We start from the raw sequence: 26,954 nt of genomic DNA on the forward strand, positions 1-26,954 counted from the left end.
TCTATTTGAAGGTTATAGTTAAATGAAAGAATTTGCCCGTACCGATAGGGTTAGTGATTTTTTACAAAAAGAATTGGCTCACTTGATTCAGTTTGAAATCAAAGACCCAAGATTAGGCATGGTAACTGTGCAGGATGTACGCGTGAGTCGCGATCTTGGATATGCTGATGTTTTCATTACGGTGATGCCGTTTGGAGCTCAATCTGATGAAAATAAAGCAGAAGCCAATGATGTGGCGATCAAGGTTCTAAATAAAGCAGCAGGCTTTCTTCGAACCAAAATAGGGAAGGCGCTACGAGCTCGAACGACGCCTGAACTTCGTTTCTTTATTGATGATACGCTGGATAATGGTATGAGAATTTCATCGCTGATTGAGCAAGCGGTGAGAGAAGACAAGTCTCGCAATGCCAATGAAGAAGATAATTGATTAGATTGGGTTGTGTAGTACAAAGAATATGGCTAGAAAGCGTAAAGGTTTATCCATAAATGGGGTTGTATTACTCGATAAACCTCATGGTCTCTCATCTAATCAGGCTCTACAAAAAGTACGATGGTCGTATCAAGCTAAAAAAGCTGGACACACAGGGGCGTTAGATCCTCTGGCAACTGGTCTATTACCCGTATGTTTGGGGGAGGCGACCAAGTTTAGTCAGTTTTTGCTGGATGCGGATAAGGCCTATATTACCCGTGCAAAGTTAGGGCAAACGACGACAACAGAAGATGCAGAAGGTGAGGTGGTTTCAGAGAGACCCGTTCCTGCACTAACCGAATCTCTTGTTGAAGGTGTACTGACTGAATTTCGGGGTCAAATTGATCAAGTCCCTCCTATGTACTCTGCGTTAAAGCGTGATGGTCAGCCGCTTTATAAGTTAGCGCGAGAAGGTAAGCTTATCGACATTGAACCGAGAAAGGTCACTATCCTTTCTTTGGAGTTAATGGCTATTGAAGGCGACGAATTAATTCTCAACGTCGAGTGTACTAAAGGCACATATATTCGTTCATTGGTTCGTGATATTGGTGAGGCGTTGGGTTGTGGCGCACACGTAAAGGAGCTAAGAAGGACGAAAGCTGGTCCATTCGATATTTCTCAGTGTGTGACGCTGGAAGCCTTAGAGCAGGTTGAAACACGAGAAAATGTGTTGAGGGTATCGGACTGTGGATTGTCTGCCATGCCTGTCGCTGAGCTTAATCAGGAACAGGTGGATGATCTGTTGCTTGGAAGAAAGGTTAAGGTTTCAGATCAGCAAATAAAGGAATCCGATAGCGATCCTGACTATCTGAATAAAAACCCTACTCAAGCGCTGATAAGACTGTATAATGTCCAGTCTGGTGAAAAAAGCACCCAATTTTTTGGTGTTGCGGATCTTCTGCCGGGCAATGTTCTTCAGCCTAAAAGGTTGGTGAACATGGCTGAATACCCTGAGTTTTCAGCCTAAGCGGTGAATTAGCCTGTAAATATGCACGGGCGTAATTTTCCGGAATGTTTCTAGTTTCAGAAATACTCAAAACCTTTAAAGCATATTTTCATTTTGGAGTAAGTTACTATGGCACTAAGTGCAGTAAAAAAAGCAGAAATCGTAAAAGAATTTCAACAATCTGAAGGCGACACTGGTTCTCCAGAAGTTCAAGTAGCATTGCTAACTGCGAACATCGAAGGTCTTCAGTCTCACTTCAAAGCTAACCATAAAGATCACCACTCTCGTCGTGGTTTGATTCGTATGGTTAACCAACGTCGTAAGTTGTTGGACTACCTAAACAAGAAAGATCACGATCGTTATGTTGCGTTGATCAAGCGTCTAGGTCTACGTCGCTAGTCTTCTCGTTTAGACAGTACGATAGATAGAACTTCTTCAAGAACCGATATTAATTAGATAAAGGAAATTAAGCCGTGAATCCGGTTACTAAAACATTCCAATACGGGAAAGACACAGTCACTCTAGAAACGGGGCGTATTGCACGTCAAGCTACTGGTGCTGTAATGGTTACAATGGGCGAAACCACTGTTCTGGTAACTGTGGTAGCGAGTAAGGAAGCTAAGCCTGGTCAGGATTTCTTTCCTTTATCGGTTCATTATCAAGAGAAGTTCTATTCTGTAGGACGAATCCCAGGTGGTTATCTTAAGCGTGAAGGTCGCCCTTCAGAGTTTGAAACTCTAACTTCACGTTTGATTGACCGTCCGATTCGTCCTCTTTTCCCGAAAGGTTTCAACAACGAAGTACAAGTTATTTGTACTGTGATGTCTGCTGACAAGAAACACTATGCTGATATCGCTGCAATGATCGGTACATCTGCAGCATTGGCTATCTCTGGTGTTCCTTTTGCTGGTCCTATCGGTGCAGCTCGTGTTGGCTTTACTGATGAAAATGGCTATTCACTAAACCCAAGCATTGAAGAACTAGAAACTTCTTTGTTGGACATGGTGGTTGCTGGTACTGAGTCAGCTGTATTGATGGTTGAGTCAGAAGCGGATGAGCTAACTGAAGAAGAAATGCTTGGCGCTGTGTTGTTTGCTCATAAAGAACAACAAGTAGTGATCGAAGCGGTTAGTGAATTTGCAAAAGAAGTAAACACTGCTTCTTGGGAGTGGGCAGCTGCTCCAGAAAATACAGAATTGAAAACTTTGGTTAGCGAGAAGTTCGGTGCCCAGATCGGTGAAGCGTATACAATCACTGATAAAATGGAGCGTTATGGCCGACTATCAACCCTTCGTGCAGAAGCGGTAGAAGCTATCTCTGGTGATGAAGAAGGTCAACCAAGTGCAGATGAAGTATCTGCAGTATTTGGTTCTCTTGAAAAGAATATTGTTCGTACTCGCGTTGTAAACGGTGACCCACGTATTGATGGTCGCGATAACAAAACAGTACGTCCTATCAATGTTGAAGTGGGTGTTCTTGGTAAGACTCACGGTTCAGCATTGTTTACACGTGGTGAAACTCAGGCGATTGTAACAACGACCTTGGGTACTGCACGTGATGCACAAATTTTTGATGCGCTTGAAGGTGATAAGCGTGATCCATTCTTGTTCCACTACAACTTCCCTCCATTCTCTGTAGGTGAGTGTGGTCGTATGGGCAGCCCTGGTCGTCGTGAAATTGGTCATGGTCGTTTGGCTCGTCGTGGTGTTCAGGCGATGGTTCCAACCGAAGATGAGTTCCCATACACCCTACGTGTTGTTTCTGAAATTACAGAATCAAACGGTTCGTCTTCTATGGCGAGTGTGTGTGGTGCGAGCTTGGCTCTAATGGATGCCGGTGTACCTCTTAAAGCGCCTGTTGCTGGTATTGCAATGGGTCTTGTTAAAGAAGATGACAAGTTTGCGGTTCTTACTGATATCTTGGGTGACGAAGATCACCTAGGTGATATGGACTTTAAAGTAGCGGGTACTGATGAAGGTATCACTGCACTTCAAATGGACATTAAGATTCAGGGTATTACTGAAGAGATCATGAAGATCGCTTTGGAGCAGGCACACGATGCTCGTATCCATATCTTGGGTGAAATGAACAAAGTGATTTCTGAGCCGCGTGCACAGTTGTCTGACAACGCGCCAGTTATGGATACTATGAAAATCCATCCTGATAAGATTCGTGAAGTGATTGGTAAAGGTGGTGCAACCATCCGTTCTATCACTGAAGAAACTGGTGCTTCAATTGATATTGATGACGACGGTAATATCAAAGTCTTTGCTGATGATCGTGCGGGTGCGGATGCTGCGATTGAGCGCATTAATGCAATTACTGCTGAAGCTGAGATTGGTGCTATCTATCAAGGTCAAGTGACTAAGATTGTAGACTTTGGTGCCTTTGTTGCGTTCCTTCCTGGTAAAGAAGGTTTGGTTCATATTTCTCAGATTAAGAATGAGCGTATTGAGAAAGTGACTGATGTTCTTTCTGAAGGTCAGCAAGTAAAAGTTAAAGTATTGGATGTAGATCAGCGTGGTCGCGTTAAGTTGACGATGAAAGATCTAGAAGAAAATACAGAAGCATAATTGGCTTCAATAAAAAAAACCGCTCATTGAGCGGTTTTTTTATGTCTGCAGTTCATGTCGAATGAACGCTAGCGTTGCCAAAGGACTTCTTTCTGACCATCAAGTTGGCCGATGCTTCTGGCGAGAATAAACAGGTAGTCGGAGAGACGATTAATAAACTTTAGCAAGAGCGGACGTAAGGTCTCATCTTCTTGGCTTAGTTGAACTATCTGCCGTTCTGCTCGTCGGCAGATACTACGGCTCATATGGGCTAAGGCTACCGCTCTACTGCCAGACGGCAGAATAAACTCTTTTAGTGGTGGCAGCGTCTCATTCAGTTCATTTGCTTTATCCTCAATAAAGGTCAGTGCTTCTTCTTGTAGGATTTCATAGTCAGGCATCGCAATTTCACCGCCTAAATTGAATAAGTCATGCTGTACCGACAACAGATCTGTTTCGAATAATGATGTGTTGGAATGACACTGAATTTCAGCAATGAGAACACCAATGGATGAGTTGAGTTCATCAATGTCTCCAATGGCATGAATTCTTGTGGAAGATTTTAGGAGCCGGGTACCACCTGCAATTGAGGTTTTTCCTTTGTCACCACCCTTGGTGATGATCTTTGATAGTCTGTCTGACATGAGGTTGATATACCTGATTATGTAAGGGGTGAAGTTACACAGCTGGTTGATCTTGAATTCTCAGGCTTCTAAAAGGCAGTTTGATGGTGAAACATGCGCCTTTTCCTGGTTCAGAGGATACATCCAGTAAGCCATGGTGGTGGCTAGAGATAATAAAGTATGAAACAGATAACCCTAAACCTGTCCCTTTTCCAATTTCTTTGGTTGTGAAGAATGGGTCAAATACTTTTCTTCTGGTGCGGTCGTCCATGCCTATCCCGTTATCGCGGACTTCAATGACGGCATAATTATCTTGTTGCTTAACGGATAAATGAATTTCAGGGGTACCGGTTGGAGCCCCGTGTTCGTTAAGCACTTGAGCTGCGTTTTTGAGCAGATTAATGATGACCTGTTCAATCTCACTCTGAATGCAGGGAACACCCGGGATAGCTTCTCTGTAGTGCTCTCGGATTGTTAATCCATGTTTCTGTTGAAGCTCATTGAAGGTTGTTTCGGTTTTAGCAATTTCGAGTGCTTGCTTGGTTAATTCTGTAATGTCACAGATTTCAAGTTTGGGATCGGCATTGCGACTAAATTGCAGCATGTTGGTCACAATGTCCACCGCTCGGTGTCCTGCACGTGTAATGTTATCTATAAGGTCTGGGATATCCCGTGACTTAAGATATTGTTCAATGTCATACATTGAAAGGCCTAAGCTGTCAGCCACTTGTTGGTTCTTTGGCAAACCAGGCGAAAGTCGGCGAGTCAGGTTCTGGATGTTCTGTAAGATGCCTCCGAGCGGGTTATTAATTTCATGCGCCATACCAGCCGCGAGTCCGCCCAAAGACATCATTTTTTCTGATTGAACCACCAACTCTTGTAGATGCTTCTCATCGGTAATGTCGTCCAGTTTGATGACCACATCTTCCAAACCGCTTTCATTCAGCGGGTAAATCATGATGGAAAAATAACGAGTTTCACCGGCTATTTTGAACTCTGCTTGACTGACATTCTGTGTAGTTGCAGTAGTGCTGGCTTGGTGCACTAAATCCAGATAGAACAGCATGTTGGGAAAGACATCATCAATGCGATGGTTGATGGCTTGACCAGCCGGTATGGAACTGAGTTGTTCTGCTTTTTTATTCCAAAGCGTGACCCGGTATCTCGGGGTGAGGGCGATCAACATAGATGGCATAGAATTAATAATGCCATTAAGAAAGTCTTGGAACTCTAGGAGTTTTCGTTCCATCGCAGAACGAACGCGGGCTTCTTCTTCGAGCCGTAAATTGGTCTTGGTGATTTCGATGGAGGATGTTTCGGCGGTCTTTTGTGCTCGATTGGCTTTATCCCTCGCATCGGTAAGTAACTGATCACGAGCTTGTATCTGACTCAACATGGTATTGAAGGCATCTACCAAATTTCCAATTTCGTCAAAATAAACTTTGTTTGCCCGGACACTGTAATTTTGATGAGCTGATACCTGATGTGTGACGGCTTTTAAGTGCAAAATGGGTTCAATTAGCCAGCGCTTACTCTGCATCTGGATAATACGAATTAGCAAAATGGCTGTTAGTAGCAGGGCAACAACCATTAAAAAGAATTTTCCGTTAAACAGGGCGTTGATTTGATATTTGTATGCTGTGAGCAGCGTATAGTGACTGCCATCACCAAAGGTGATTTCGATGATGTGTGGCTTGTATGAGGTCTGATTTAAGAAAAAGGCATAGAGTTGATGCAATTGTTGAGCTTGTGGTTTAGCCCCTGTATAGCTGACTAATTTGCCTTGTTCGTTGAACAGCGTTGCTTGATGGAGCTCGATGGATTTGGGGTTTAGCTTTTTTAATGATGTGAGTTGTTGGCTTGCTTCATTAATGTTTGGTTGCTGTTCTATAAAGAGCTTCAAAGTGCTCTCGAAGTCTGTTTCGATTTGAGTATGAACCACAAACCGCCAAATGCTGTATGTCGTAAATAGAACAATGACTGCTGTGACCAAGCTGGTTGTAAGCAGCATAAGTAATAGCTTTTGACTGACTTTGCTGTGTGATAAATAGCTTTTGAGTTGGCTATACATAGTTCATGCAAATTCTGTTGTTCTTAGACGGAAGACAGTTCGGTTATTCAGAGTATCGCCTTTTTAGCCACTTCGGCCATTACTTTATCGTGGGTTGGCGTTTTAATGTTATGTTTTTTCCCTAATGTTTGAATATAGCCGTTCATTGAGAATAGTTCGGTTTTTCTCTGGTTGGCCCAATCCTGATAACTTGAAGAATAGTTTGCAGAGGTTCTCTCGGCTATTTGAGTTACCTTACTGACTAAATCCGTAATGGGATAGCCTTCTGCTGTGAGTACGAGATAAGTCTCTTCACAGAGCGCTCTCATTAGTGAAAGGCGGTCAGGAGATGCGAGCAATTGGCCGTTTTGGCATTCAAATAAGATCGTCAGAGGGTTAATCGCGGCATTAATTGCAACTTTGAGGTGGAGCTGGGCAAGAATGTTGTCTTGCCACATAAAGCCAATATCCCTTAACTCACTCTGAAGCCACCATTGAGGTTGTTTGTTGGTGAAGTTACCTAAACGGGTGTCGCCTGTTCCTGCATGAACGACAATATTGTCAGCTTGTTTCCAGGCACCTTCAGTAGTGGTTCCTAAATAGAAATGAAAGTCCGGCCAGGTATCGATGGCTTGTTGTTGTACGCCCAGTCCATTATGGAGGAGTAGGATGGTTGCGTCTGGTTGCAGGTAGGAGGATAGGGCTTTGATGCAGTCGATAACTTGATGGCTTTTGGTTGTAACGATCAAATGAGAGATGTGGTGTTGTTTTTCAAACCATTGAACCGGCAGTGTTTCTATTTTCTGATCGCAGTTAGTGAGGTTGTAGGTAGTAAACGTGCCCTGCAATGAACGATTCACCAAAATTGGAGGTAGATCCGGGTTTGCTTTGTAGAGAAATGAATGGATGAGTAATCCGATGGCACCTGGACCTGCAATGTGCCACTGATGGTCTTGTAGAGAAGTCTGCATTGAATTTAAAAGTAATTAGATGACTTGGCTTGAAGAGTCGGTTGGTTTAGTTGTGTCAGTTGATGCTTCATTGTCTGATTCTAAAGACTCGTTTAGATGATCTGAACTTTCAGCATGAATGGGGCTGGCATTTAAAATGTGTACGTTATCTGGATGATCTGAGAGTAATTCATCATCCATAGTTTGTTGTTGCGTCGGATTGTGATTCAGCTTGAACAACAGCTGTTCGAAGGATTGTTTTCTGGCATACATTTCTGTATCCGAAAGGAATTCGATTAGCTTGAGGTTGCGCTCATAATCAAAGTCATCCAGGTTTAATACGCTCATAACTTCATCGCTGTCAGCAATTTCGTATTCTTGGCAGAGGAAGGCAATCATGCCCTTCAGTTCTGGCATGAGGCGATGACGTCTTAACGTTTGTAATTGAATGGGCTTGAATTGATAGAGTGCACAAACAAACTCAATAACCTCTTCAATGCTAATACCGTTTGGTAGTGCAGTCGGTTGTTCGTAGAGTTCTTTCAGATATTGATCTGAGCAATAGGCCAGACTATTTGATTGATTGCCTGTAAGGAGCCTCTCTATATCATAGGTTACTGCTTGGTCGATGAAATCTTTGAAACGGCGGCTGAACATGGTGTCATGACGCCCAATAAGCGGGGTCACAATATCGGTTGAGAGCCAGGTATGTGAAAGGTTCTGGGCATACTCTTTATAGCTGGACAGCGCATAATTTTCTGATTTTGATGTGAGGTCATCAATCACAGGAAAAGCATGAACGAGGTGAAATGCCTCTAATAAATGTTTTCCCGGCTCGATCAGGACAAGTTGATAATCTGCCTGAAACAAAGAACCACGCTTTTGGTGTGTCCTGTTGTGCCAAGAGGAATACTGGGTAATCAGGCTTTGGATAAAAGGCTCAGGTGACGCCGGTGCCTGATATAAAAGAATTAATGATTTTTCTGTAAGGCAATAGCCGATGACCCCTACTTTCAAACGATAGCTGAGATCGATAAGCAGAGACCAAAGTTCAAAGGCATCCAGGTTTTGGTTAATTAACTGCTTTCTAGAGACTGCGTTAAGTTTAACCAGGTAAATCCCTTGATTTATATCCAAAATTGCATGCTTGACCATAACTTCCAAGCATAGTCATAGGGGTAAAGAAGTCCAGAAAAATTTCCTACCAGACTTCTTTTTCCAAGGTTAGATTAAGATGCGGCGATTGACTGCCGTTCACTTTGAAAGGTTTGACCTTGCGAGTGCCATTGTGTGCCGTAAATACCGTTCTTATCTCTTGCAAACTCAAGGTTACTTAAGCTTGAGTTGAGTAACTGTTGAGCGCTTGGCATATTGCCAACACGTTCCGCACTGATCAGTGAGGCACTGATGCTTAAGGTGAGATAACCAGCAGGTGTTGGGTATGGCTTATTGGCAATGCCATCATAAATCCGCTTGAAGGCTTGTGTGCTGCAGTCTTCAATGTTGGATTGAAGTGTGATCACGGCAAACTGATTTTTGCTGAGACGAGTTACAACGTCCATCGGTCTGACCAGGTTTTGTAAACGTTGTGCTGCACCTTTTATCATTTCCTGGGCGATTGGGCCTTTGTGGTGTTGCTCGATTTCTTCAATATTATCGATGTTGAAGGTAATGCAGCAGACAGCACCTTGTCGGCTTTCCACTTGTTTGATGGCATTGGTCAGAGTTCTTAACGCCAGACGCTTATTACCTAACCCTGTTAGAAGGTCGGTATGGTTGCAACGCTCAAGTACCTGAACATTCTTCTTGAGCGTTGTGTTATTTCGCATCAACAAATTCAGCATGTTAGTGGTGCGAGCGGCAGCAGATACACGGGGAATTAACTGTTGGTGCATGTCAGATTTGTATATAAAGTCATCTACACCATGACTGAACGCGTGAGATAAGGCTTCAGGACTTTCTTTACCTGTAAGTAAAAGGATATAGGTAAAGTGCTGTTTTTCCTGATCCATGATTCGGATATGTTGGGCCAGTGTCAGGCCATCCATGTCCGGCATCATCCAGTCCGCAATCAATAAACGGGCGGGTTCGTTTTTAAGGATTTCCAGAGCCTGAGTTGGGTGGCTGGCAACACGTATGTTAGTGTATCCTGCCTTTTTCAGCGTTCGCTCGACGATTGCTCCAGAAAACTTGGCATCGTCTACAACAACGATTGGTAATGATGTGTCTGTCATTTGGCTGTCCCCGTTGGGCCTATATTCTCGCTTGTAAGTGATCCGAGGGATCGGTTCTGACGGTAATCATTGGGAAGAAGTCAGATTTATTATTTTTGTTATATATTGAGCTTTGTTTTGTTATTGAAACGCTCTGTTGAAAATAATGTACCAAATAAGAAAAAACACTTCATGTTGAGCAGTCAAAAGTAAGACAAAGTTAACAATTCAATCAATAAACAGGAAAAGGTTGGGGTAGAGAGTTGGGTAAGGATGCTATTGATGCACAAACTGAGTGTGATTCAAGTCGCAAGGAGACTCGCAGCCTAAGTTGGTTGGATGCGTGCAAAGCATATTTGGAACGCCGGGTTCTGGTGCTTTTATTGTTGGGTTTTTCTGCAGGTCTTCCGTTTTTGTTGGTTTTTTCGACGCTTTCTGCATGGTTGCGTGATGGCGGGATAAGCCGATCCACCATTGGTTTCTTTAGCTGGATAGGCATTACTTATTCCATCAAAGTCTTTTGGGCGCCAGTTGTTGATCGGGTGGCACTTCCAGGATTAGGTCGTTTATTTGGTCAACGACGAAGTTGGATGTTGTTGGCCCAAATAGGTATTGCCTGTGGTTTATTGGGAATGGCATTAACAGGTGTAGATTTATCAAACCCGGATCGTGCGGATCACGTTGTGACCTTGTTGGCGTTGTTTGGTCTTTTGGTGGCGTTTTCATCTGCGACTCAAGATATTGCGATCGATGCTTATCGAATTGAAGTGGCGGAAGCGACTCAACAAGGAGTGATGTCTGCAGCGTATATCTTTGGTTATCGTTTGGCCTTATTGGTAGCTGGTGCCGGAGCCTTCTATATAGCGGATTTTTTCAACTGGTCTACTGCGTATCTTGTTATGGCTTCTCTGGTTGTTGTGGGTATTCTGGCTGTTTGTATTGCCCCTCAGGTGGCCAGGAAAGATGGTGATCAGATTGATGAAACCCTATCAGAAGTACAGTGGATCAATGAAAAAGTAAAACGACTTCCTCTGTTTTCCCGAACTCTGGCACGTTGGTTTGTGTATGCCGTTGTGTGCCCCTTTACTGATTTTGTTCGCCGCCAGGGAAAATGGGCGATTTTGTTACTTCTGATTGTTGGTATATATCGGATCAGTGACATAACGATGGGAGTCATGGCTAATCCTTTTTATATTGATATGGGCTATACCAAATCGGAAGTGGCCAGTATTTCCAAAGTATTCGGATTTTTTCTGACAATGATTGGTTCCGCTTTTGGCGGTTTGATTGTGGTTAAGTATGGATTGCTGAGACCATTGTTACTGGGAGCAGGATTGGTAGCGATTACTAACTTACTGTTTGCTTTAATGGCTTGGTTCGCAGAACCTTCGTTAAGCTTGTTGGCCGTTGTGATCGGTGCGGATAACTTCAGTGGCGGTCTTGCAAACGTGGCATTTATTGCATTTCTTTCGAGCTTAACCAGCAGGTCTTTTACTGCAACGCAGTATGCACTGTTCAGCTCTTTAATGACGTTACCTGGGAAGTTTATTGGAGGGTATTCAGGTGTCGTGGTGGATCTGCACGGATATGAATGGTTCTTCATTTATGCAGCAACTATTGGCGTTCCTGCATTCTTATGTATTTTTTGGTTGCTTAAGAAACGCCCTGATTTGGATAAAGTAGCTACTCGGGACACCACTGATGAATCTTCAAATTAACTTTTCCATTCAAAAAGGAAATGCCTTCCTGTTCTAACAAGGATTTCTGAGTAATGTAGCGTTCACTGTCTTCAGAGAACGAAATCCTACCTTGACCATTAATTACCCGATACCACGGGAGTTTAGAGTCCTGAGGTAATTGTGATAACAGTTTGCCCACATAGCGCGCATGACTTGGAAAACCTGCCATTTTTGCAATTTTTCCATAAGTGGTGACTTTTCCTTTCGGAATTTGTCCCAATATATATAGCACTGCATCGTGAAATTCTTGCTTGGAAATGGCCACGTATTAATTTCTCGTAGTGGAATAAATTCTCAATGGGAGTCTGTGAAAGATGCGCTGGTTGTTTCTACTGTTTTGTACCTTGCCCGTAATTGAACTCATCATATTACTCAAAGTAGGGAGTTGGCTAGGCGTTTGGCCAACCGTGGGGCTTATTTTAGGTACGGCCTTTATTGGTGTGAATTTACTGAGACAGCAAGGATTAAAGACATTTAGTCGGGCAAACCAACGTCTTGCTCAGGGCGAAATGCCAGCGACGGAAATGGTTGAAGGCATTGTTTTGGCTATTGGCGGTGCGTTGCTGCTAACCCCAGGCCTAGTTACCGATGTCATTGGCTTTAGTTGTTTATTGCCGGGAACCCGCCATGTGTACATAGCGTTCGGAATGGAACGAATGAAAGTTGTGGCCACACGCAGTGTCTATACTTCATCGGTCCATACTCAGGGCGATTTTATGAATCAAGGTGGTTTTCAACAGCCGCACAGATCTCAACATACTCAATCAACCAATGCCAGTCGACAAGGGCATGATGTTATTGAAGGTGAGTTTGAAAGAAAAAAATAAAAAAATTCCAGGATTACCCTTGAATTCTGTTTTGCCGTCCCTAGATAGGGATTATCAAAATTTTGCACTGAAAAGTGCAGTTAACCAATAACGTTAAACATATTAAGTGGGAGACACTTAACAATGAAAATTCGTCCACTAGGTGATCGTGTTGTTGTTCGTCGTAAGGAAGAAGAGACTAAGTCTGCTGGCGGTATTGTATTGCCAGGTTCTGCGACAGAAAAACCTAACCAAGGTGAAGTGTTGGCTGTAGGCAACGGTCGTGTTTTGGATAACGGTGATGTTCGTCCAGTAGAAGTAAAAGTTGGCGACACTGTGCTATTTGGCGGTTATGTTCAGAACACTGTAACTGTTGATGGCGAAGAACTATTGGTTCTTAGCGAAGCTGAAATTTTTGGCGTACTTGAAGCATAAGCAACTAAGCTTAAACCTCTTCAAGTTTGTGGACTGTCTGTGACGTGTGAATGTATCCACAGGCAATGGAATCAGAATTTTTATATTAGGTAATAAAAATGGCAGCTAAAGACGTATTGTTTGGTAACGACGCTCGTCAAAAAATGTTGGCAGGTGTAAACATCCTTGCTGACGCAGTAAAAACAACTTTGGGTCCAAAAGGTCGTAACGTTGTATTGGATAAATCTTTCGGTGCTCCAACCGTAACTAAAGACGGTGTATCAGTAGCTAAAGAAATCGAACTTCAAGACAAGTTCGAGAACATGGGCGCTCAAATGGTTAAAGAAGTAGCGTCTCAAGCAAATGACCAGGCTGGTGACGGTACAACTACCGCTACTGTTCTTGCTCAAGCTTTGGTTAACGAAGGTCTTAAGTCTGTTGCTGCAGGCATGAACCCTATGGATCTTAAGCGTGGTATCGACAAGCTATCTGCTGCAGTTGTTGAGCAGTTGAAAGAAATGGCAGCGCCATGCTCTGACTACAATGCAATTAAACAAGTAGCGACTATTTCTGCTAACTCTGATGATGCAGTAGGTACTGTAATCGCAGATGCAATGGAAAAAGTAGGCCAAGACGGTGTGATCACTGTTGAAGAAGGTTCTGGTTTTGAAGACGAGCTAGACGTAGTTGAAGGTATGCAGTTTGATCGTGGCTACCTATCTCCTTACTTCATCAACAACCAAGAGTCTATGAGTGCAGAGCTTGAAAACCCATTCATTTTGCTGGTTGACAAGAAAATCTCTAACATCCGCGATCTTCTTCCAGTACTGGAAGGTGTAGCGAAAGCATCTCGTCCGCTTCTAATTGTTGCAGAAGACGTTGAAGGCGAAGCATTGGCAACTTTGGTTGTTAACAACATGCGTGGCATTGTTAAAGTTGCTGCTGTTAAAGCACCTGGTTTCGGTGATCGTCGTAAAGCAATGCTTCAGGACATCGCAATCCTGACTGCAGGTACTGTGATCTCTGAAGAAGTTGGTATGTCTCTGGAAACTACAACTCTTGAGCACCTAGGTTCAGCTAAGCGTGTTACTTTGACTAAAGAAAACACTGTGATTGTTGATGGTGCGGGTGATAAAGAAGACATTAACGCTCGTGTTGCACAGATCCGTGCTGAAATCGAACAATCTACTTCTGATTACGACAAAGAAAAGCTACAAGAGCGTGTTGCTAAACTAGCGGGCGGTGTGGCAGTAATTAAAGTAGGTGCTGCTTCTGAAGTAGAAATGAAAGAGAAAAAAGCACGTGTAGATGATGCTCTTCATGCAACTCGCGCAGCGGTTGAAGAAGGTGTTGTTGCTGGCGGTGGTGTTGCGCTTGTTCGTGCACTAACTAAAGCGGGTGAGGTTGAAGGTGCAAACGAAGACCAGAACGTTGGTGTTGCTTTGGCACGTCGTGCGCTTGAAGCTCCATTGCGTCAAATCGTTGCAAACTGCGGCGAAGAAGGTTCTGTAGTACTTGAGAAAGTAAAAGAAGGCGAAGGTAACTTTGGTTACAACGCTGCTAAGGGTGAATACGGCGATATGATCGAATTTGGTATTCTTGATCCTGTTAAAGTAACTCGCTCTGCACTACAAGCTGCTTCTTCTGTTGCTGGTCTTATGATCACAACTGAAGCTATGGTTGCAGATGCTCCTCAAGAAGGTGGTGCGCCTGCAATGCCTGATATGGGTGGCATGGGTGGTATGGGCGGAATGATGTAATTCTAGCCTCAGCCTGAAAAAGCCTCGCAAATGCGAGGCTTTTTTTTGTCTATAATCTAATAGTTTTAGATTGGCTTGGTTAGTACGCGTTTTTTGTAACACTTTTATCTGGATTTTTCTGAGTTTACGTTACATACCAGTCATAAACATCCTTGAGAATATGCAACAAAGTAGAAAATCTGCATTTTTACCCACAAGGGTGGTTGTGCTGAGTATGAGCCTCTCTATAATAGATCAGCTCAGAATAATAATAGCTTCAAGGATGAGTAGAGGATTCTCTTTTGTGGTCAGCAGTTAAAGCAGCTCGTTGGTATGTCTTTTTGACAGTCTTGCTGTTTATTTTTTTCCTTATTGTTTATATGCCTGCTCAGTTTGCTTTAATGCTCGCTGGGGATACGCTTGCTCGCTCTCCTGTAAAAATTGATTCTGTTTCAGGCTCGGTATGGAAAGGGCGGGGTATTGCGTCTTACCAGAACTTACGTGGGGATATTGAATGGTCGGTGAATGGATTGTCTTTATTGACCTTACATCCTGAAATTGCATTAAACCTCAAAGTCGGTAGAGAAACAGAGATTAGCGCAAAGGTTAAAGTATCTGATTCAACGCTTAGCCTGAACAATCTCTCAGGTTCATTACAGGTTCCATTGTTAAATCCTTACTTGAAAGCACAACGAGTGTCAGGTCAGGGCGTCGTCAAATTATATGATCTATCGATAGATATTGATCATAGTGCCAAGCTGATCAACAACGCAGAAGGCCGGTTGTTATGGCAAGATGCCAAAGCAAGTTATCCTGGACCTAAAGGTATTGAAAGTATCAGCTTACCGGATGTGGCTGGTCGCTTATCTCATGATGATAAAGGCGCTGTACTGAATGTCTTGTCTGGTAAAGATGGTGCTGCGTTAGCATCTGTTTTCGTGATGAATCAAGGCTGGGCTGGAATTAAAGTTCGTAAACGTAGTGTTGATATGGTCGGGCAAACTTGGGTCGGAAATCAGCAGCCTGATGATGTGATTTTCCAAGTCCGAGAGAAACTGTGGTAGGGCGTGAGTGGTGGCTCGATAGATGTTAGTAAGCGTAACTCCTGAAAATATTTTACTGCTGATCAAGAAAGCCAAGGTTGTTCTGACTTTGGTCTTTTGTTTTTGGTTAGCAAATATAGCTGCGCAAGCCGTGTGGATGACTGTGTCACCTGAACCTTTACCTCAGGTTTCGGCATCTACGGCTATTGCTGACGGTAGTGGAGACCGTTCTGAAGCTTCTGCAGTTAGTATTGTGAGCGATTTATTGTTTGGTGAGGCGCCTAAAGAGACCGTGGCTGCTCAAACGGAAGTCGTGGATGCGCCAAAAACGCGTTTGAGGTTGAAGTTATTGGGTGTGTTTGTTGGCCAAACAGAGGCTGCATCAACCGCTATTATTTCTGAACAGGGTAAACCTGATGCGGATTTCTATCATGTTGGTGACACTATTCAGAGTGGCGTGGTTCTGGAGCAGGTTCACTCAGACCGTGTGATTTTAAATCGGAATGGACGCCTGGAAGCTCTATATTTTGATGATGCTGAGAAATTGTTAGAAGCGACGGCGCAAGCGCCAAAACCAGATATTAAAGCAAAGCTCAAATCGGAAATTAATTCGGTTGAGCAATTTTCTTCAGTAGCTAAAAAACAGTGGAACAAAAACCCTTTATCTGCTCTTGGCGCTGTTGGCTTTGAGCCCGTTAGTAAAGATCAGGCCCTTGGGTATCGGTTTTCCGGGCAAAATCCGATGATGGAGCGCTATGGAGTTCAGAAGGGTGACATCATTCGTTCGGTGAACGGAATTGATGTGGGTGATGTAGGTTCAGATGGTGACTATCTGGACGAAGTATTTGAACAAGGTCAGGCGAGCGTTTTAGTTGAACGAGGCTCTCGTCAGTTTGAAATTACAGTGCCTTTGAAATAAAGGCCGGTCTGCCAGTGATGGAATGAGTTAAGGTATGAGAGTGATGAAGTTTAATCCGATTTGTCGATGGATAGCTGCAGTAATGTTCGCTGCATCTTTTGCTATTTCATCTCACGTTTGGGCAGAGCAAGACACCTGGAAAGTAAACCTTAAAGAAGCGGATATTCGAGTTCTGGTTAGCCAGATCGCAGATATTACCGGTAAGACCTTTGTGGTTGATCCAAGAGTTAAAGGTAAGGTTACTGTTGTTTCGAACACGGCTCTTCCAACGGACGAAGTTTATCAGTTATTCCTTTCTGTATTGCAGGTTCATGGCTACACAGCGGTTGAAAGTGGTCAAGTTGTAAAAGTGATTCAACAGAATGAAGTGAAGCAGGAAGGGGCTGCCTTTGATGGCAAGCGTCGTAAAAAAGGTGAAGAAGTTGTTACCCGTGTTATTAAAGTAACCAATACCAGCGCGATCGAACTTGTGCCTATTCTTCGTCCTATGGTGGCGAAATATGGCCATTTGGCGGGTGTAGCATCCGCTAACTCTTTGATCATTAGTGATCACGTGACCAACATTGAGCGCATGATGGCGATCATTAAAAACCTGGACAGTTCAGAGAGTGAAGAGCTGGAAGTAGTGCAGTTGGAGCATGCCTGGGTTGGTGATTTAAAAGGCATTCTTGAAAAACTTATTCCTGATGTCAGTAAAGCAAAGAATTCTACTATTTCTGTAGTTGCTGATGAGCGCAGTAACCGCTTAATTGTGAAAGGTGAAAAGTCGGCTCGTCAGCGCATCGTCGCTTTAGTAAGTCGCTTGGATCAACCTGTGAAACAGGATGGTTCGGCGAAAGTTATTTACTTGAAACATGCGGATGCTGAAAAGGTTGCCGAAACCTTGAAAGGACTGGTGACCGAAGGGGCAACAGGCAAAGAAAATAAAGGCCAGCAAAAGGCCAACATTCTTGCTGATAAAGATATGAATGCCTTGGTGGTTAAAGCTTCTCCATCTGATATGGCAGAAATTGAAGACGTTATTCGCCAGTTGGATATTCGCCGTGCTCAGGTGTTGATTGAGTCTGTCATTGTTGAAGTACAGGGCAATGTTGGTGATAACTTAGGTATTCAGTGGGCCTTGGGTGGCTTTGGTGATGTCCCTGCTTTAGGAACCAATTTTGGTAATGTCGGTTTGAGTACTGCCCAGGTGTTAGGTGCGATTGCGAGTGAAAGTACGGATGTTACTCCAGGTAATGGATTTATTGGTGGGATCGGTGCTGAAGGTGGTGACTTTTCCTGGGGCGTGTTAATCCAGGCTTTGGAATCGGTTACTAACAGTAATTTACTTTCAACGCCAAGTATTATGACATTGGATAATCAGGAAGCGGAGATTGTCGTTGGCCAGAATGTTCCTTTTATCACTGGTTCAACAACGACGTCTGGTGATGGTACAGCAAACCCATTTCAAACCATTGAGCGTCAGGATGTGGGGGTGACTTTGAAGGTCGTACCTAAGATTACCGATGGCGATGTTGTGATGCTGGATGTTGAGCAGGAAGTAGAATCTGTGAGTAAGTCATCTGTTTCAGGTGCGTCTGATATTGTGACGGATAAACGTACCCTGAAAACGTCAATCCTGGTCGATAACCGCCAGACCATTGTATTAGGTGGTTTGATTTCAGATGAAGTAACGGAAGATGTTCAGAAGGTTCCGTTGTTGGGTGATATACCTTGGTTAGGCGAGTTATTTAAAAGTACAAGTATTTCAAAAGCTAAACGTAATTTATTGGTTTTTTTAAGACCGACTATTCAACGTAATCGAGAAGATGTGGCACTGGTTACAGAGAAGAAATATCAAGGGCTGTGGGAACTGAAATATAACAACTATCAAGCCAAAAAAGGCCTTAATAATGAAGAAGCAGAGGGTGTAGAAATTATTGCTCCAACCTATGATGAATTCTTTGAAGGGCAACGAGAGATTATTGTTAAACCAAATCAGGAAAAGCCTGCTGCTGAATAATACTTTGATATTGAAATGAATAAACGGTCGACTTAGGTTGGCCGTTTTTTTTGGCTATTAGAAAACTGGAACTGGAACTGGAACTGGAACTGGAACTGGAACTGGAACTGGAACTGGAACTGGAACTGGAACTGGAACTGGAAAGGACTTTCAGTTAGTCAGCCCTCGTGAGGCTGACTAACTGTTTGAGCAAGTGCGTTGCTTAACCTCTGTTTTTATTTTTATTAGTGAGGTTAGTTGGGTGGCCGTTATTATTTTTATTGGTGGCCGGAATCTTTCATTTTATTGTTGTTATTTGTCCTTAATAAATACACTCTATGTGCCAGTTTTGAAACTGTTATTAAAAACAATAAATTAGAGTGTTAAGTAAAAGTAAGGTGTTATCTAAGTGTTCCGAAATATGTTACTTATGTTGGATTTTTCGGAACAATGATGGGGTGCTAGGTAACAGATGTGATGTTACCTATGAGAAATCGCGGTTTATAAGCTATGTAGCAGGCTAGATTTCTTTCATGCCAGTTGTCGGATGCGTCTCTGCATCAACCAAAGACAAAGTAGACCAACAATCCAAATGAATATTGCCGGTTTCCATAGATTAAGTGGAGAAGCCAATGGTGTATCTTTGTTGGAGATTTGAACGAGATAGAAATACTTTATTTGATTCCCATACCAAGGAATATCCAATTTCGAAAAATAGGCTTCTTGTGATGAGGTTGAGAACTGCCCTGATAATCCTGCATTCATCCCCCGCCAAAACTCCGGATAGTAATACCCAATGCTTCGTTCAAAGGCGTGTTTGGCTGACCAATTTGCCTGGGTGGATTCAGCAACATAGTTACCTTCTTTGTCGAGCATGACAACATTACCGTAAGAGCCTGAGTTTGGCAGCTCCTGCGCCGTCTCAAGGAGTAATTGGTTTACATCAATGTCTATGTAGAGGTGGCCAAGTCGCATATCTTCATAATGAACAGGCGTGGTAAAGCGAAAGAGCCCGCCTTCTTCCTGTCCAAAAAAGTCGAAAAATAAAATGTCGTTGTTTTTGAGTAAGCCAACTTGCATCCAGTAGTTAAGTAGCTCGTCAGAACCGGTGCTAATACTGGGAGATTGATCAACATAGTGACCGACGTAAAAGTGATCGCTTGTCTCTTCTTCTACCACGCCAATTTGAGAAATGTAGTTATGCTCTTGTTTAAAGGATTGCCAGTAATTGGAGATTTCATCGCCGGCTTCGCTGGTATCAGCCAAAAACTCAACTGTCTTGTAATCTCGCGCCAGATGAAGGGTCAGTTGCCTTATCTGTTCGATCTTACGAGATGTGGAGATAATCCAGGGAGACAGCACCTGGTCTTTTAAGATTGGGCTGGAGGAGGGAACTTGTGCAGAAATGTATAGAAAACTAAACGCAATCACCAATGACCAAAAGATGCCTAGTGTCAGGACGAGCACATTCGAAGAACGGTTTTTTTGAGGTTCCAGGTAAGAGGGTTGCTCATTCATCTCATAGATTCTCTTCTGCCATCATAATTTTACTGTAGCAGAAGCGATTTAGACTGGATTACAACTCACTGTTGAGTGCGTGAGACAGACCGTAGTATGACGGCTTTGACTTTTGGCTCGGGCGTTCCATATCGACTGAGAAGTTGGGCAAAGCTATAAAGCATGGGTTAAGGTTAAAAGTGAAGCCTGAGCAAAAAGGGGAGTCTATGAATGAGATTGTCGTAGAAAGCTGGAACGAACTTCAGGAAGCGTTATTTCATGATTCCTGGATGGCAGAGATAGGTCGGTTCCGCTCCCGCTATGCTTTTCGGGGGTTGTCTGATAAGAGTTATGATCTGGAAAGTGCGTTGCTTCGACTGGGTGGGGATTATGCGGAACTAGAGCGTCATTTATTGAGAAACTTTAGGAAATACGCGCACCGAAGTGATTTGCTTGAAGGCGATAGCCTTTGGCACTGGTTGTCTATGGCGCAGCACTATGGCTTACCGACACGGCTTCTGGATTGGACATACTCACCCTTTATTGCCATGCATTTTGCGACAGCAAACATTGAAAAATACGATGTCGATGGTGCGATTTGGGCCGTTAACTATGTCTCCTTGCATAAGTTGTTACCCTCCCGGTTAAGGGATCGACTTCAGAATGAAGGGGCTAATGTGTTTACGGTGGAAATGCTGAATGGGGTGGTGACTTCATTGAGTGAGTTAGACCAGATTTCCGATCAGGACCTAGCGTTGTTTTTGGAGCCGCCATCGATGGACGATCGCATCATCAATCAGTATGCATTCTTTTCACTGATGTCGAACCCGAGTGCTGTTTTTTCTGAATGGTTTAAACAATACCCAGAGATTTGGCGCAAGATTATCATTCCTAAAACATTGAAATGGGAAATTCGAGATAAACTAGATCAGGCAAATATCACGGAGCGAGTGTTGTTTCCTGGCTTGGATGGTTTGAGTGATTGGTTAAGGCGGCACTATAGTCCAAGGGATGGTGAGCTTAAGTCGTAATAAGGTCGTGTCATTACAAGGATGATTAATTAAAACTAAAAACGCCGACATTATAATTAATGTCGGCGCCTGAAACTCGATGGAAAGTGATTTGGTATCACCAGTAATAAAGTTCATCAAAATAGCTCGCTAGGGCGCGAACATTCTTTTGTTCTTTTTCATTGTGCGGTACACAGATTTCGGGTTCCATGATGTATCCCTCCTTATTCCTATTGGTAAAACTCCTCACCCTTCACTAGGGTTCATTTAAGTATAGACGGCGTATTTGCAGTCGAGGCCCCGTTAATCGGATATCGGATTCCAGTCGTCATTCAAATGAAGTGTCAACGTTAGAAAGCCAAAGAGCAGAGTTTTCGAAAATTTTGGTTTCAAGAACATCAGGGTTTTCCAGGTCAAAGACAAGTCTGCCTTTGATGTCCGTTTGCTGGATACTTTGTCTGATATTGCTTTCCCGATAAAAAAGTTCATCGAACGAACCGTCCTCCAGAGCCAGTGTTAGCCCTCGCAGCAGGCGATCATGCAATCGGTGATTTTCTTTATTCACAAAGAAATAGAGCGGAGCTTTGTATCTGAACAGTAGGTGTTGTTCGACCATGAGTGAGTCGTCATTCAGGTTTTTATGTTCTCCCCAGGCTTCAGTGATGCCTCTTGGGAAGTAATCAAATCGTTCGGCTCTGAGCATGTCGAACAGGTTTTGATAGTCAGGGCTTTCAATGACTTTAATGCCATTATGTCTGAGGATATTTACATCAGGCCAACCTAGACCTTGCCCTGAAAGAAGCGTCTTTAGTTGGTCGAAGGAATGGATGTTTTTAAATTTCTCTTGATCAGAGGTACGAATGATAAAAATTCTGTGCCCTAATAATCCTTTGAGTAAGGGGAAGTAGACGGCTTGGAGCATTTGTTCCCGCTCTTTGGATGTCATTGTCCACATTAAATCAATGCGTTTATTTTCCGAAAGCATCAATACTGCCCGTTTTTGCGGGATGTCTTGGATACTCGGTTTCAGTTCATATTCACCAAATTCATTCACTGTTTTGCTCAGTACCAGATCCATGAGTTGGTAGAAGTAGCTGTTTTGATGGCTGGTGATGTCTTGTTGCTTGGGGTAGATAATGGTGTCTTTGGCATGAAGCGTTGTGCTGAATAAGAAACAGACAAAAAGTTGCCCAAGGTACATTAACCAGGGTGTATTTGACATACGGTTGAAGAGAGGTCGTTGCATTCTAAATTCATCTATAAGAGCTCTTCTTATAGTGTAGAGGAGACTCTCTTTAAAAGAGTGAATGTCTGACACAAAAAAACAGGTCCGAAGACCTGTTTTTTAATCGTGGAACCTGGCAGCTAAATAATTAGCTGTTTTGTTCACGTTCAATGGCACGGTAGCCAATGTCGGTACGGTAGTAAACGCCATCCCAGTTGATTTGTTTAACCAACAAGTAAGCTTTCTGTTGAGCTTCAGAAACACTGTTACCCAATGCGGTTGCACACAGTACACGACCGCCGTTTGTAACTACGTTGCCTTCATGTTCAGCTGTACCGGCATGGAACACTTTGATGCCTTCAACTTCCATTTGTGGCAGACCGGTAATGATGTCGCCTTTCTTGTATGAGTCAGGATAGCCGCCAGCAGCCATCACGACACCAACAGAAGCACGCTCATCCCACTCAACCGTTGTTTCAGGCAGTTTACCCTGGATGGCTGCTAAGCAAAGGTCAGCCAGATTTGATTTCAAACGAAGCATAATAGGTTGAGTTTCTGGATCACCGAATCGGCAGTTGTACTCAAGTACTTTTGGTGTGCCATCGGCAGCCACCATGATACCGGCATAAAGGAAACCGCGATAACGATTGCCTTCGGCTTGCATACCTTCAACCGTCGGCATGATTACTTCTTTCATGATGCGATCATGAATGTCTTGAGTCACAACAGGTGCAGGAGAGTACGCACCCATACCACCCGTGTTCGGGCCTTGGTCGCCATTATCACGAGCTTTGTGATCCTGAGAAGAGGCCAATGGCAATACGTCGGTACCGTCTACCATCACAATGAAGCTTGCTTCTTCACCAGTTAAAAACTCTTCCACAACCACTCGTGAACCAGCGTCACCAAACTTGTTGCCTTCCAACATATCTTCAATGGCATTCACTGCTTCTTCTTCAGTTTGAGCAATGATCACGCCTTTACCAGCCGCTAAACCGTCCGCTTTAATAACGATTGGTGTGCCTTTTTCTTTAACATAGGCTACTGCAGGCTCAATCTCGGTGAAGTTCTGATATTCAGCCGTCGGGATGTTATGACGTGCAAGAAAGTCTTTTGTGAAGGCTTTTGAACCTTCCAACTGTGCTGCACCTTGAGTTGGGCCAAAGATGTTCAGACCTTCTTTTTCAAAACGATCCACCACACCTTCTACAAGAGGGGCTTCAGGGCCTACGATAGTAAGATCAATGGCTTCTTTTTGAGCGAAGGCAACCAGCTTGTCTTGATCCAACACATCAATGTTTACATTGGTCAAGTTCGGTTCAAGTGCTGTCCCTGCGTTGCCAGGAGCTACAAATACTTGCTCCACGTTTTCTGCTTTTGCAGCGGTCCATGCCAGTGCGTGTTCACGACCACCCGAACCAATCACTAATACTTTCATGATCTTCTCTCTTCTTCCTGATATTTAAAAACAGTAACGGGCCAACATGCGTGACCCGTAAAATTTATTACCAAACACCGATTAGGATTTGGGATCCTGAAGACTCAATTTAGTCCCATGAATATGACGGCTTGAGGTCATATTGATGTCCATCGATCCCATCCTGTACTCATTAGTGTTTATACCTATTAGTGTTTAAACCTATTAGTGTTTAAAGTGGCGCATTCCTGTGAACACCATTGCCATACCGTGCTCATTGGCTGCATCGATCACTTCCTGATCACGCATGGAACCACCTGGCTGAATCACAGCGCTGATGCCGGCAGCGGCGGCTGCATCGATACCATCACGGAATGGGAAAAATGCATCAGAAGCCATCACTGAACCACGAACTTCCAGGTTCTCGTCGGCTGCTTTAATACCTGCAATTTTAGCGCTATAAACACGGCTCATTTGTCCTGCGCCCACGCCAATGGTCATGGCATTTTTAGCGTAAACAATGGCATTGGACTTCACTTGCTTGGCAACTTTCCATGCGAATAAAAGATCACGCATTTCTTCTTCAGAAGGCACTTTGTTAGTAACTACTTTAAGGTCACTTGCTCCAACTGTGCCAAGATCCAGATCCTGAACCAGAAGGCCGCCGTTAACACGCTTGTAATCCAACGCAGGTGCACGATCCGCAGCCCATTGGCCACACTCAAGCACTCGAACGTTGGCTTTTGCTGCAGTGATGTCCAACACGCCCGCTTCAATGCTTGGCGCAATGATCACTTCAACGAACTGACGATCGATGATCGCTTTTGCTGTTTCAGTGTCTAAAGGACGGTTGAAAGCAATGATGCCGCCAAACGCTGAGGTTGGATCAGTTTTGAATGCACGGTCATAGGCTTCGGTAATGTTTGCACCTGTAGCCACACCGCAAGGGTTAGCGTGCTTAACGATCACACAGGCAGGCTCTTCAAACAGTTTAACGGTTTCAAGTGCCGCGTCAGTATCCGCCACATTGTTGTAAGACAGTTCTTTACCCTGATGTTGCTTAGCTGTAGCAACACTGGCTTCCTGTGGATTTTCTTCCACATAGAACGCTGCTTTTTGGTGTGGGTTTTCGCCATAACGCATCTCTTGCGCTTTGATGAACTGCGTATTAAATGTTCTTGGGAAATCGCTGGTGGTGTTACCAGCGATGTTGCGATTGCCCAGATAGTTTGCGATAGCACCATCGTATTGAGCTGTGTGCTCAAATGCTTTAACCGCAAGATCAAAACGGGTTTCAAGGCTTAGCTGACATTCGTTGGTTTTTAATTCTGCCAACAGCTCGCCGTAGTCTGATGCATTCACAACGATAGCCACATCGTTATGGTTCTTCGCTGCTGCGCGAACCATGGTTGGGCCACCGATATCAATATTCTCGATTGCCATTGGCAAGTCACAGTCTGGACGAGCAATGGCTTCTTGGAATGGGTATAGGTTAACAACCACCATGTCGATCGGAGCAATGTTATGCTCAGACATGATTTCATCGTCTTGTCCACGACGTCCTAGGATGCCACCGTGGATTTTTGGATGAAGGGTTTTTACACGGCCGTCCATCATTTCTGGAAAACCTGTGTGATCAGAAACTTCCGTCACTGCGATGTTATTTTCTTGTAGTAAACGATAGGTCCCGCCAGTGGAAAGCAGTTCAATCCCTAGATCAGTCAAAGACTGTGCAAACTCAACAATACCTGCTTTATCTGAAACACTGATTAGCGCGCGTTTAACGGATTTTTGATCTGTTGTCGACATGGTGTTGGCTATACCTGTTGATAGTTTTTTGTTCGCCCTACACGTTATAAACGAGTCTAGGCTATTTATCATTTATCGATGTACTCAAAGTTTCCATCAGTGAATTAACTGATGAAAGGCTAGGTCTTTGAATACTGATTAAAGAAGGCCGTACTGCTTAAGTTTTTTACGAAGCGTGCCTCGGTTCAAACCCAGCATAACCGCTGCTTTGGTTTGGTTGTCACGAGTGAAGTGCATTACAGCTTCAAGTAATGGCGCTTCTACTTCTGATAGAACCATATCGTAAACATCAGTTACTTCTTGTCCATCAAGGTGGTTGAAGTAGTTGTTTAGTGCTTTTTCCACACTGTCGCGTAACGTTTGATGCTGTTCAACGGGCGCTGTTAGGTGTTCTTTAAATTGAGTGGCGCCTGGATTAGATGATGCCAATTGATCTGACTGAATCATAGAGGCTTCGGCAGTCTCAAAATTACTCATGCAGCTATACTTCCTGTGCGTGTAAGTTGTTGAAAATAAAGTTGGATCGCTTCTTGTTGTTCAGAAGGGGTGTCCAAACGGTTAAAAGTTTTACGAAAGTTGATACTTTCAGGTTGGGTTTGTAGGTACCAACCCACGTGTTTACGGGCAATTCGAGTACCCATAAACTCGCCATAAAATTCATAGAGGGCCACGAGATGTTCGGCCAACAGTGCTTCTACTGTTTGAAGTGATGGAGCGGCCAGCTTTTCGCCTGTCTCCAGATAGTGATTGATCTCTTGAAAGATCCAAGGCTTGCCTTGTGCCGCACGGCCAATTAACAGGCCATCGGCTTTGGTAAAATCCAGAACTTGCTCGGCCTTTTCAGGACTATCGATGTCGCCGTTGGCAAACACCGGGATAGATACGGCAGATTTTATGTCTTTGATTGCTTGGTAATTCACTTCGCCGTGGTATTTACACTCTCGTGTTCGGCCGTGAATGGCCAGGGCGGTAATACCAACTTTTTCCGCCACTTCTGCAACGCGGATACCATTCAAATGATTTTTAGACCAGCCAATGCGTGTTTTCAACGTAACCGGAATATCTACAGCGGCAACGACGGCTTTTAGAATATCTTCAACCAGTGCTTCGTCTTTCAATAGCGCAGACCCAGCAGCCTTGTTACAGACTTTTTTAGCCGGGCACCCCATGTTGATGTCGATAATTTGAGCACCACGTTCTGCACTCAGTGCTGCTGCTTCGGCCATCATCTCTGGATCACCGCCTGCAATTTGTACACTGCGAATACCGGGCTCACCATCGTAGTTCATTCGTAATGACGACTTTGCGGTTTTCCATAGACGTTTATCGGAGGTGACCATTTCTGAAACGGCCATGGCTGCGCCCAACTTCTTGCAAAGTACCCTGAAAGGTCTATCGGTGACACCCGCCATAGGCGCGAGAATCAGACGATTTTCCAGTGTATAAGGGCCAAGCTGGATCACAGAAGCTCCGTTAATGACAGACAGTTATTGATTAGATAGATCGAAAAGTATTTGAGGAAATCTTTTCGATTGGTTGAAAATTGTTCGCT

General features: G+C 43.8%; 24 protein-coding genes. 12 read left to right on the forward strand and 12 right to left on the reverse strand.

Going from position 1 to position 26,954, the window contains the following annotated elements:
• Positions 1-22 precede the first annotated feature (22 nt).
• The 4 genes from rbfA (at position 23) to pnp (ending at position 3,988) form a co-directional block, all read left to right on the forward strand.
• The gene (rbfA, locus tag QQL66_RS00880) at positions 23-427 is read left to right on the forward strand and encodes a 30S ribosome-binding factor RbfA (RefSeq protein WP_284377647.1); all 405 of its coding nucleotides are present in this window, start codon (positions 23-25) and stop codon (positions 425-427) included.
• Between the two features lie 28 nt (positions 428-455).
• Positions 456-1,436: a tRNA pseudouridine(55) synthase TruB gene (truB, locus tag QQL66_RS00885; protein ID WP_284377650.1), complete on the forward strand. Its 981-nt coding sequence runs from the start codon at positions 456-458 to the stop codon at positions 1,434-1,436.
• A 108-nt stretch (positions 1,437-1,544) separates the two neighbouring features.
• Positions 1,545-1,814 carry a 30S ribosomal protein S15 gene (gene rpsO, locus QQL66_RS00890; RefSeq protein WP_284377652.1) on the forward strand — a complete coding sequence of 90 codons (270 nt, stop codon included), beginning with the start codon at positions 1,545-1,547 and terminating at the stop codon, positions 1,812-1,814.
• A 74-nt stretch (positions 1,815-1,888) separates the two neighbouring features.
• Positions 1,889-3,988, forward strand: coding sequence for a polyribonucleotide nucleotidyltransferase (gene pnp / locus QQL66_RS00895; protein ID WP_284377653.1), 2,100 nt, complete (start codon positions 1,889-1,891; stop codon positions 3,986-3,988).
• 68 nt (positions 3,989-4,056) lie between these two features.
• On the opposite strand, the gene QQL66_RS00900 is transcribed toward pnp, so the two are convergent.
• From QQL66_RS00900 to QQL66_RS00920, 5 genes are all read right to left on the reverse strand, one after another.
• The gene (locus QQL66_RS00900) at positions 4,057-4,611 is read right to left on the reverse strand and encodes a cob(I)yrinic acid a,c-diamide adenosyltransferase (protein ID WP_284377655.1); all 555 of its coding nucleotides are present in this window, start codon (positions 4,609-4,611) and stop codon (positions 4,057-4,059) included.
• Between the two features lie 34 nt (positions 4,612-4,645).
• On the reverse strand, positions 4,646-6,661 hold the full coding sequence (locus tag QQL66_RS00905) for a HAMP domain-containing sensor histidine kinase (protein WP_284377657.1): 2,016 nt from the start codon (positions 6,659-6,661) through the stop codon (positions 4,646-4,648).
• A 47-nt stretch (positions 6,662-6,708) separates the two neighbouring features.
• Positions 6,709-7,611, reverse strand: a complete 903-nt coding sequence (locus tag QQL66_RS00910) for a ketopantoate reductase family protein (protein ID WP_284377659.1) — start codon at positions 7,609-7,611, stop codon at positions 6,709-6,711.
• A gap of 15 nt (positions 7,612-7,626) precedes the next feature.
• Positions 7,627-8,745 carry a hypothetical protein gene (locus QQL66_RS00915; protein ID WP_284377661.1) on the reverse strand — a complete coding sequence of 373 codons (1,119 nt, stop codon included), beginning with the start codon at positions 8,743-8,745 and terminating at the stop codon, positions 7,627-7,629.
• A 74-nt stretch (positions 8,746-8,819) separates the two neighbouring features.
• Positions 8,820-9,824, reverse strand: coding sequence for a GGDEF domain-containing response regulator (locus QQL66_RS00920; RefSeq protein ID WP_284377664.1), 1,005 nt, complete (start codon positions 9,822-9,824; stop codon positions 8,820-8,822).
• A gap of 242 nt (positions 9,825-10,066) precedes the next feature.
• On the opposite strand from QQL66_RS00920, the gene QQL66_RS00925 reads away from it, so the two are divergent.
• Positions 10,067-11,521: an AmpG family muropeptide MFS transporter gene (locus tag QQL66_RS00925; protein ID WP_284377666.1), complete on the forward strand. Its 1,455-nt coding sequence runs from the start codon at positions 10,067-10,069 to the stop codon at positions 11,519-11,521.
• Here QQL66_RS00925 and QQL66_RS00930 read toward each other — a convergent pair.
• Complete coding sequence (locus tag QQL66_RS00930; RefSeq protein WP_284377668.1) at positions 11,487-11,807, reverse strand: MGMT family protein; 321 nt, start codon at positions 11,805-11,807, stop codon at positions 11,487-11,489. The two genes, QQL66_RS00925 and QQL66_RS00930, sit on opposite strands and share 35 nt — an antisense overlap.
• Before the next feature lie 49 nt (positions 11,808-11,856).
• On the opposite strand from QQL66_RS00930, the gene QQL66_RS00935 reads away from it, so the two are divergent.
• The 6 genes from QQL66_RS00935 to gspD all read left to right on the forward strand — a co-directional run bounded on the left by QQL66_RS00935 (position 11,857) and on the right by gspD (position 18,465).
• Entirely contained in the window at positions 11,857-12,369 is a 513-nt protein-coding gene (locus tag QQL66_RS00935) for an FxsA family protein (RefSeq protein WP_284377670.1), read from the forward strand.
• Between the two features lie 123 nt (positions 12,370-12,492).
• Complete coding sequence (locus QQL66_RS00940) at positions 12,493-12,783, forward strand: co-chaperone GroES (RefSeq protein ID WP_284377672.1); 291 nt, start codon at positions 12,493-12,495, stop codon at positions 12,781-12,783.
• Between the two features lie 98 nt (positions 12,784-12,881).
• Positions 12,882-14,522 (forward strand): chaperonin GroEL, encoded by a 1,641-nt coding sequence (gene groL / locus QQL66_RS00945; protein WP_284377674.1) that lies wholly within the window; start codon positions 12,882-12,884, stop codon positions 14,520-14,522.
• Positions 14,523-14,803: 281 nt separating this feature from the next.
• The gene (gene gspN, locus QQL66_RS00950; protein WP_284377677.1) at positions 14,804-15,565 is read left to right on the forward strand and encodes a type II secretion system protein N; all 762 of its coding nucleotides are present in this window, start codon (positions 14,804-14,806) and stop codon (positions 15,563-15,565) included.
• A gap of 22 nt (positions 15,566-15,587) precedes the next feature.
• Positions 15,588-16,463 (forward strand): type II secretion system protein N, encoded by an 876-nt coding sequence (locus tag QQL66_RS00955; protein ID WP_284377680.1) that lies wholly within the window; start codon positions 15,588-15,590, stop codon positions 16,461-16,463.
• A gap of 43 nt (positions 16,464-16,506) precedes the next feature.
• Positions 16,507-18,465 carry a type II secretion system secretin GspD gene (gspD, locus tag QQL66_RS00960; protein WP_284377683.1) on the forward strand — a complete coding sequence of 653 codons (1,959 nt, stop codon included), beginning with the start codon at positions 16,507-16,509 and terminating at the stop codon, positions 18,463-18,465.
• A gap of 510 nt (positions 18,466-18,975) precedes the next feature.
• Here the strand turns inward: gspD and QQL66_RS00965 are convergent.
• The gene (locus tag QQL66_RS00965) at positions 18,976-19,962 is read right to left on the reverse strand and encodes a hypothetical protein (RefSeq protein WP_284377685.1); all 987 of its coding nucleotides are present in this window, start codon (positions 19,960-19,962) and stop codon (positions 18,976-18,978) included.
• Positions 19,963-20,168: 206 nt separating this feature from the next.
• Here QQL66_RS00965 and QQL66_RS00970 point away from each other — a divergent pair, with 206 nt between their 5' ends.
• Positions 20,169-20,972, forward strand: a complete 804-nt coding sequence (locus QQL66_RS00970; RefSeq protein WP_284377687.1) for an FRG domain-containing protein — start codon at positions 20,169-20,171, stop codon at positions 20,970-20,972.
• A gap of 307 nt (positions 20,973-21,279) precedes the next feature.
• Here QQL66_RS00970 and QQL66_RS00975 read toward each other — a convergent pair whose 3' ends face one another.
• From QQL66_RS00975 to dusB, 5 genes are all read right to left on the reverse strand, one after another.
• The gene (locus tag QQL66_RS00975; protein ID WP_284377690.1) at positions 21,280-22,197 is read right to left on the reverse strand and encodes a substrate-binding periplasmic protein; all 918 of its coding nucleotides are present in this window, start codon (positions 22,195-22,197) and stop codon (positions 21,280-21,282) included.
• Between the two features lie 127 nt (positions 22,198-22,324).
• The gene (gene purD, locus QQL66_RS00980) at positions 22,325-23,614 is read right to left on the reverse strand and encodes a phosphoribosylamine--glycine ligase (protein WP_284377691.1); all 1,290 of its coding nucleotides are present in this window, start codon (positions 23,612-23,614) and stop codon (positions 22,325-22,327) included.
• 204 nt (positions 23,615-23,818) lie between these two features.
• Positions 23,819-25,402, reverse strand: coding sequence for a bifunctional phosphoribosylaminoimidazolecarboxamide formyltransferase/IMP cyclohydrolase (gene purH, locus QQL66_RS00985; RefSeq protein WP_284377694.1), 1,584 nt, complete (start codon positions 25,400-25,402; stop codon positions 23,819-23,821).
• Between the two features lie 138 nt (positions 25,403-25,540).
• Positions 25,541-25,879, reverse strand: coding sequence for a DNA-binding transcriptional regulator Fis (gene fis / locus QQL66_RS00990; protein WP_431356876.1), 339 nt, complete (start codon positions 25,877-25,879; stop codon positions 25,541-25,543).
• On the reverse strand, positions 25,876-26,865 hold the full coding sequence (gene dusB / locus QQL66_RS00995; RefSeq protein ID WP_284377696.1) for a tRNA dihydrouridine synthase DusB: 990 nt from the start codon (positions 26,863-26,865) through the stop codon (positions 25,876-25,878). Before dusB ends, fis begins: the two co-directional genes overlap by 4 nt.
• Between the last annotated feature and the right edge of the window lie 89 nt (positions 26,866-26,954).

This window comes from Litoribrevibacter albus (genome assembly GCF_030159995.1).
Lineage (GTDB): Bacteria > Pseudomonadota > Gammaproteobacteria > Pseudomonadales > Litoribrevibacteraceae > Litoribrevibacter > Litoribrevibacter albus.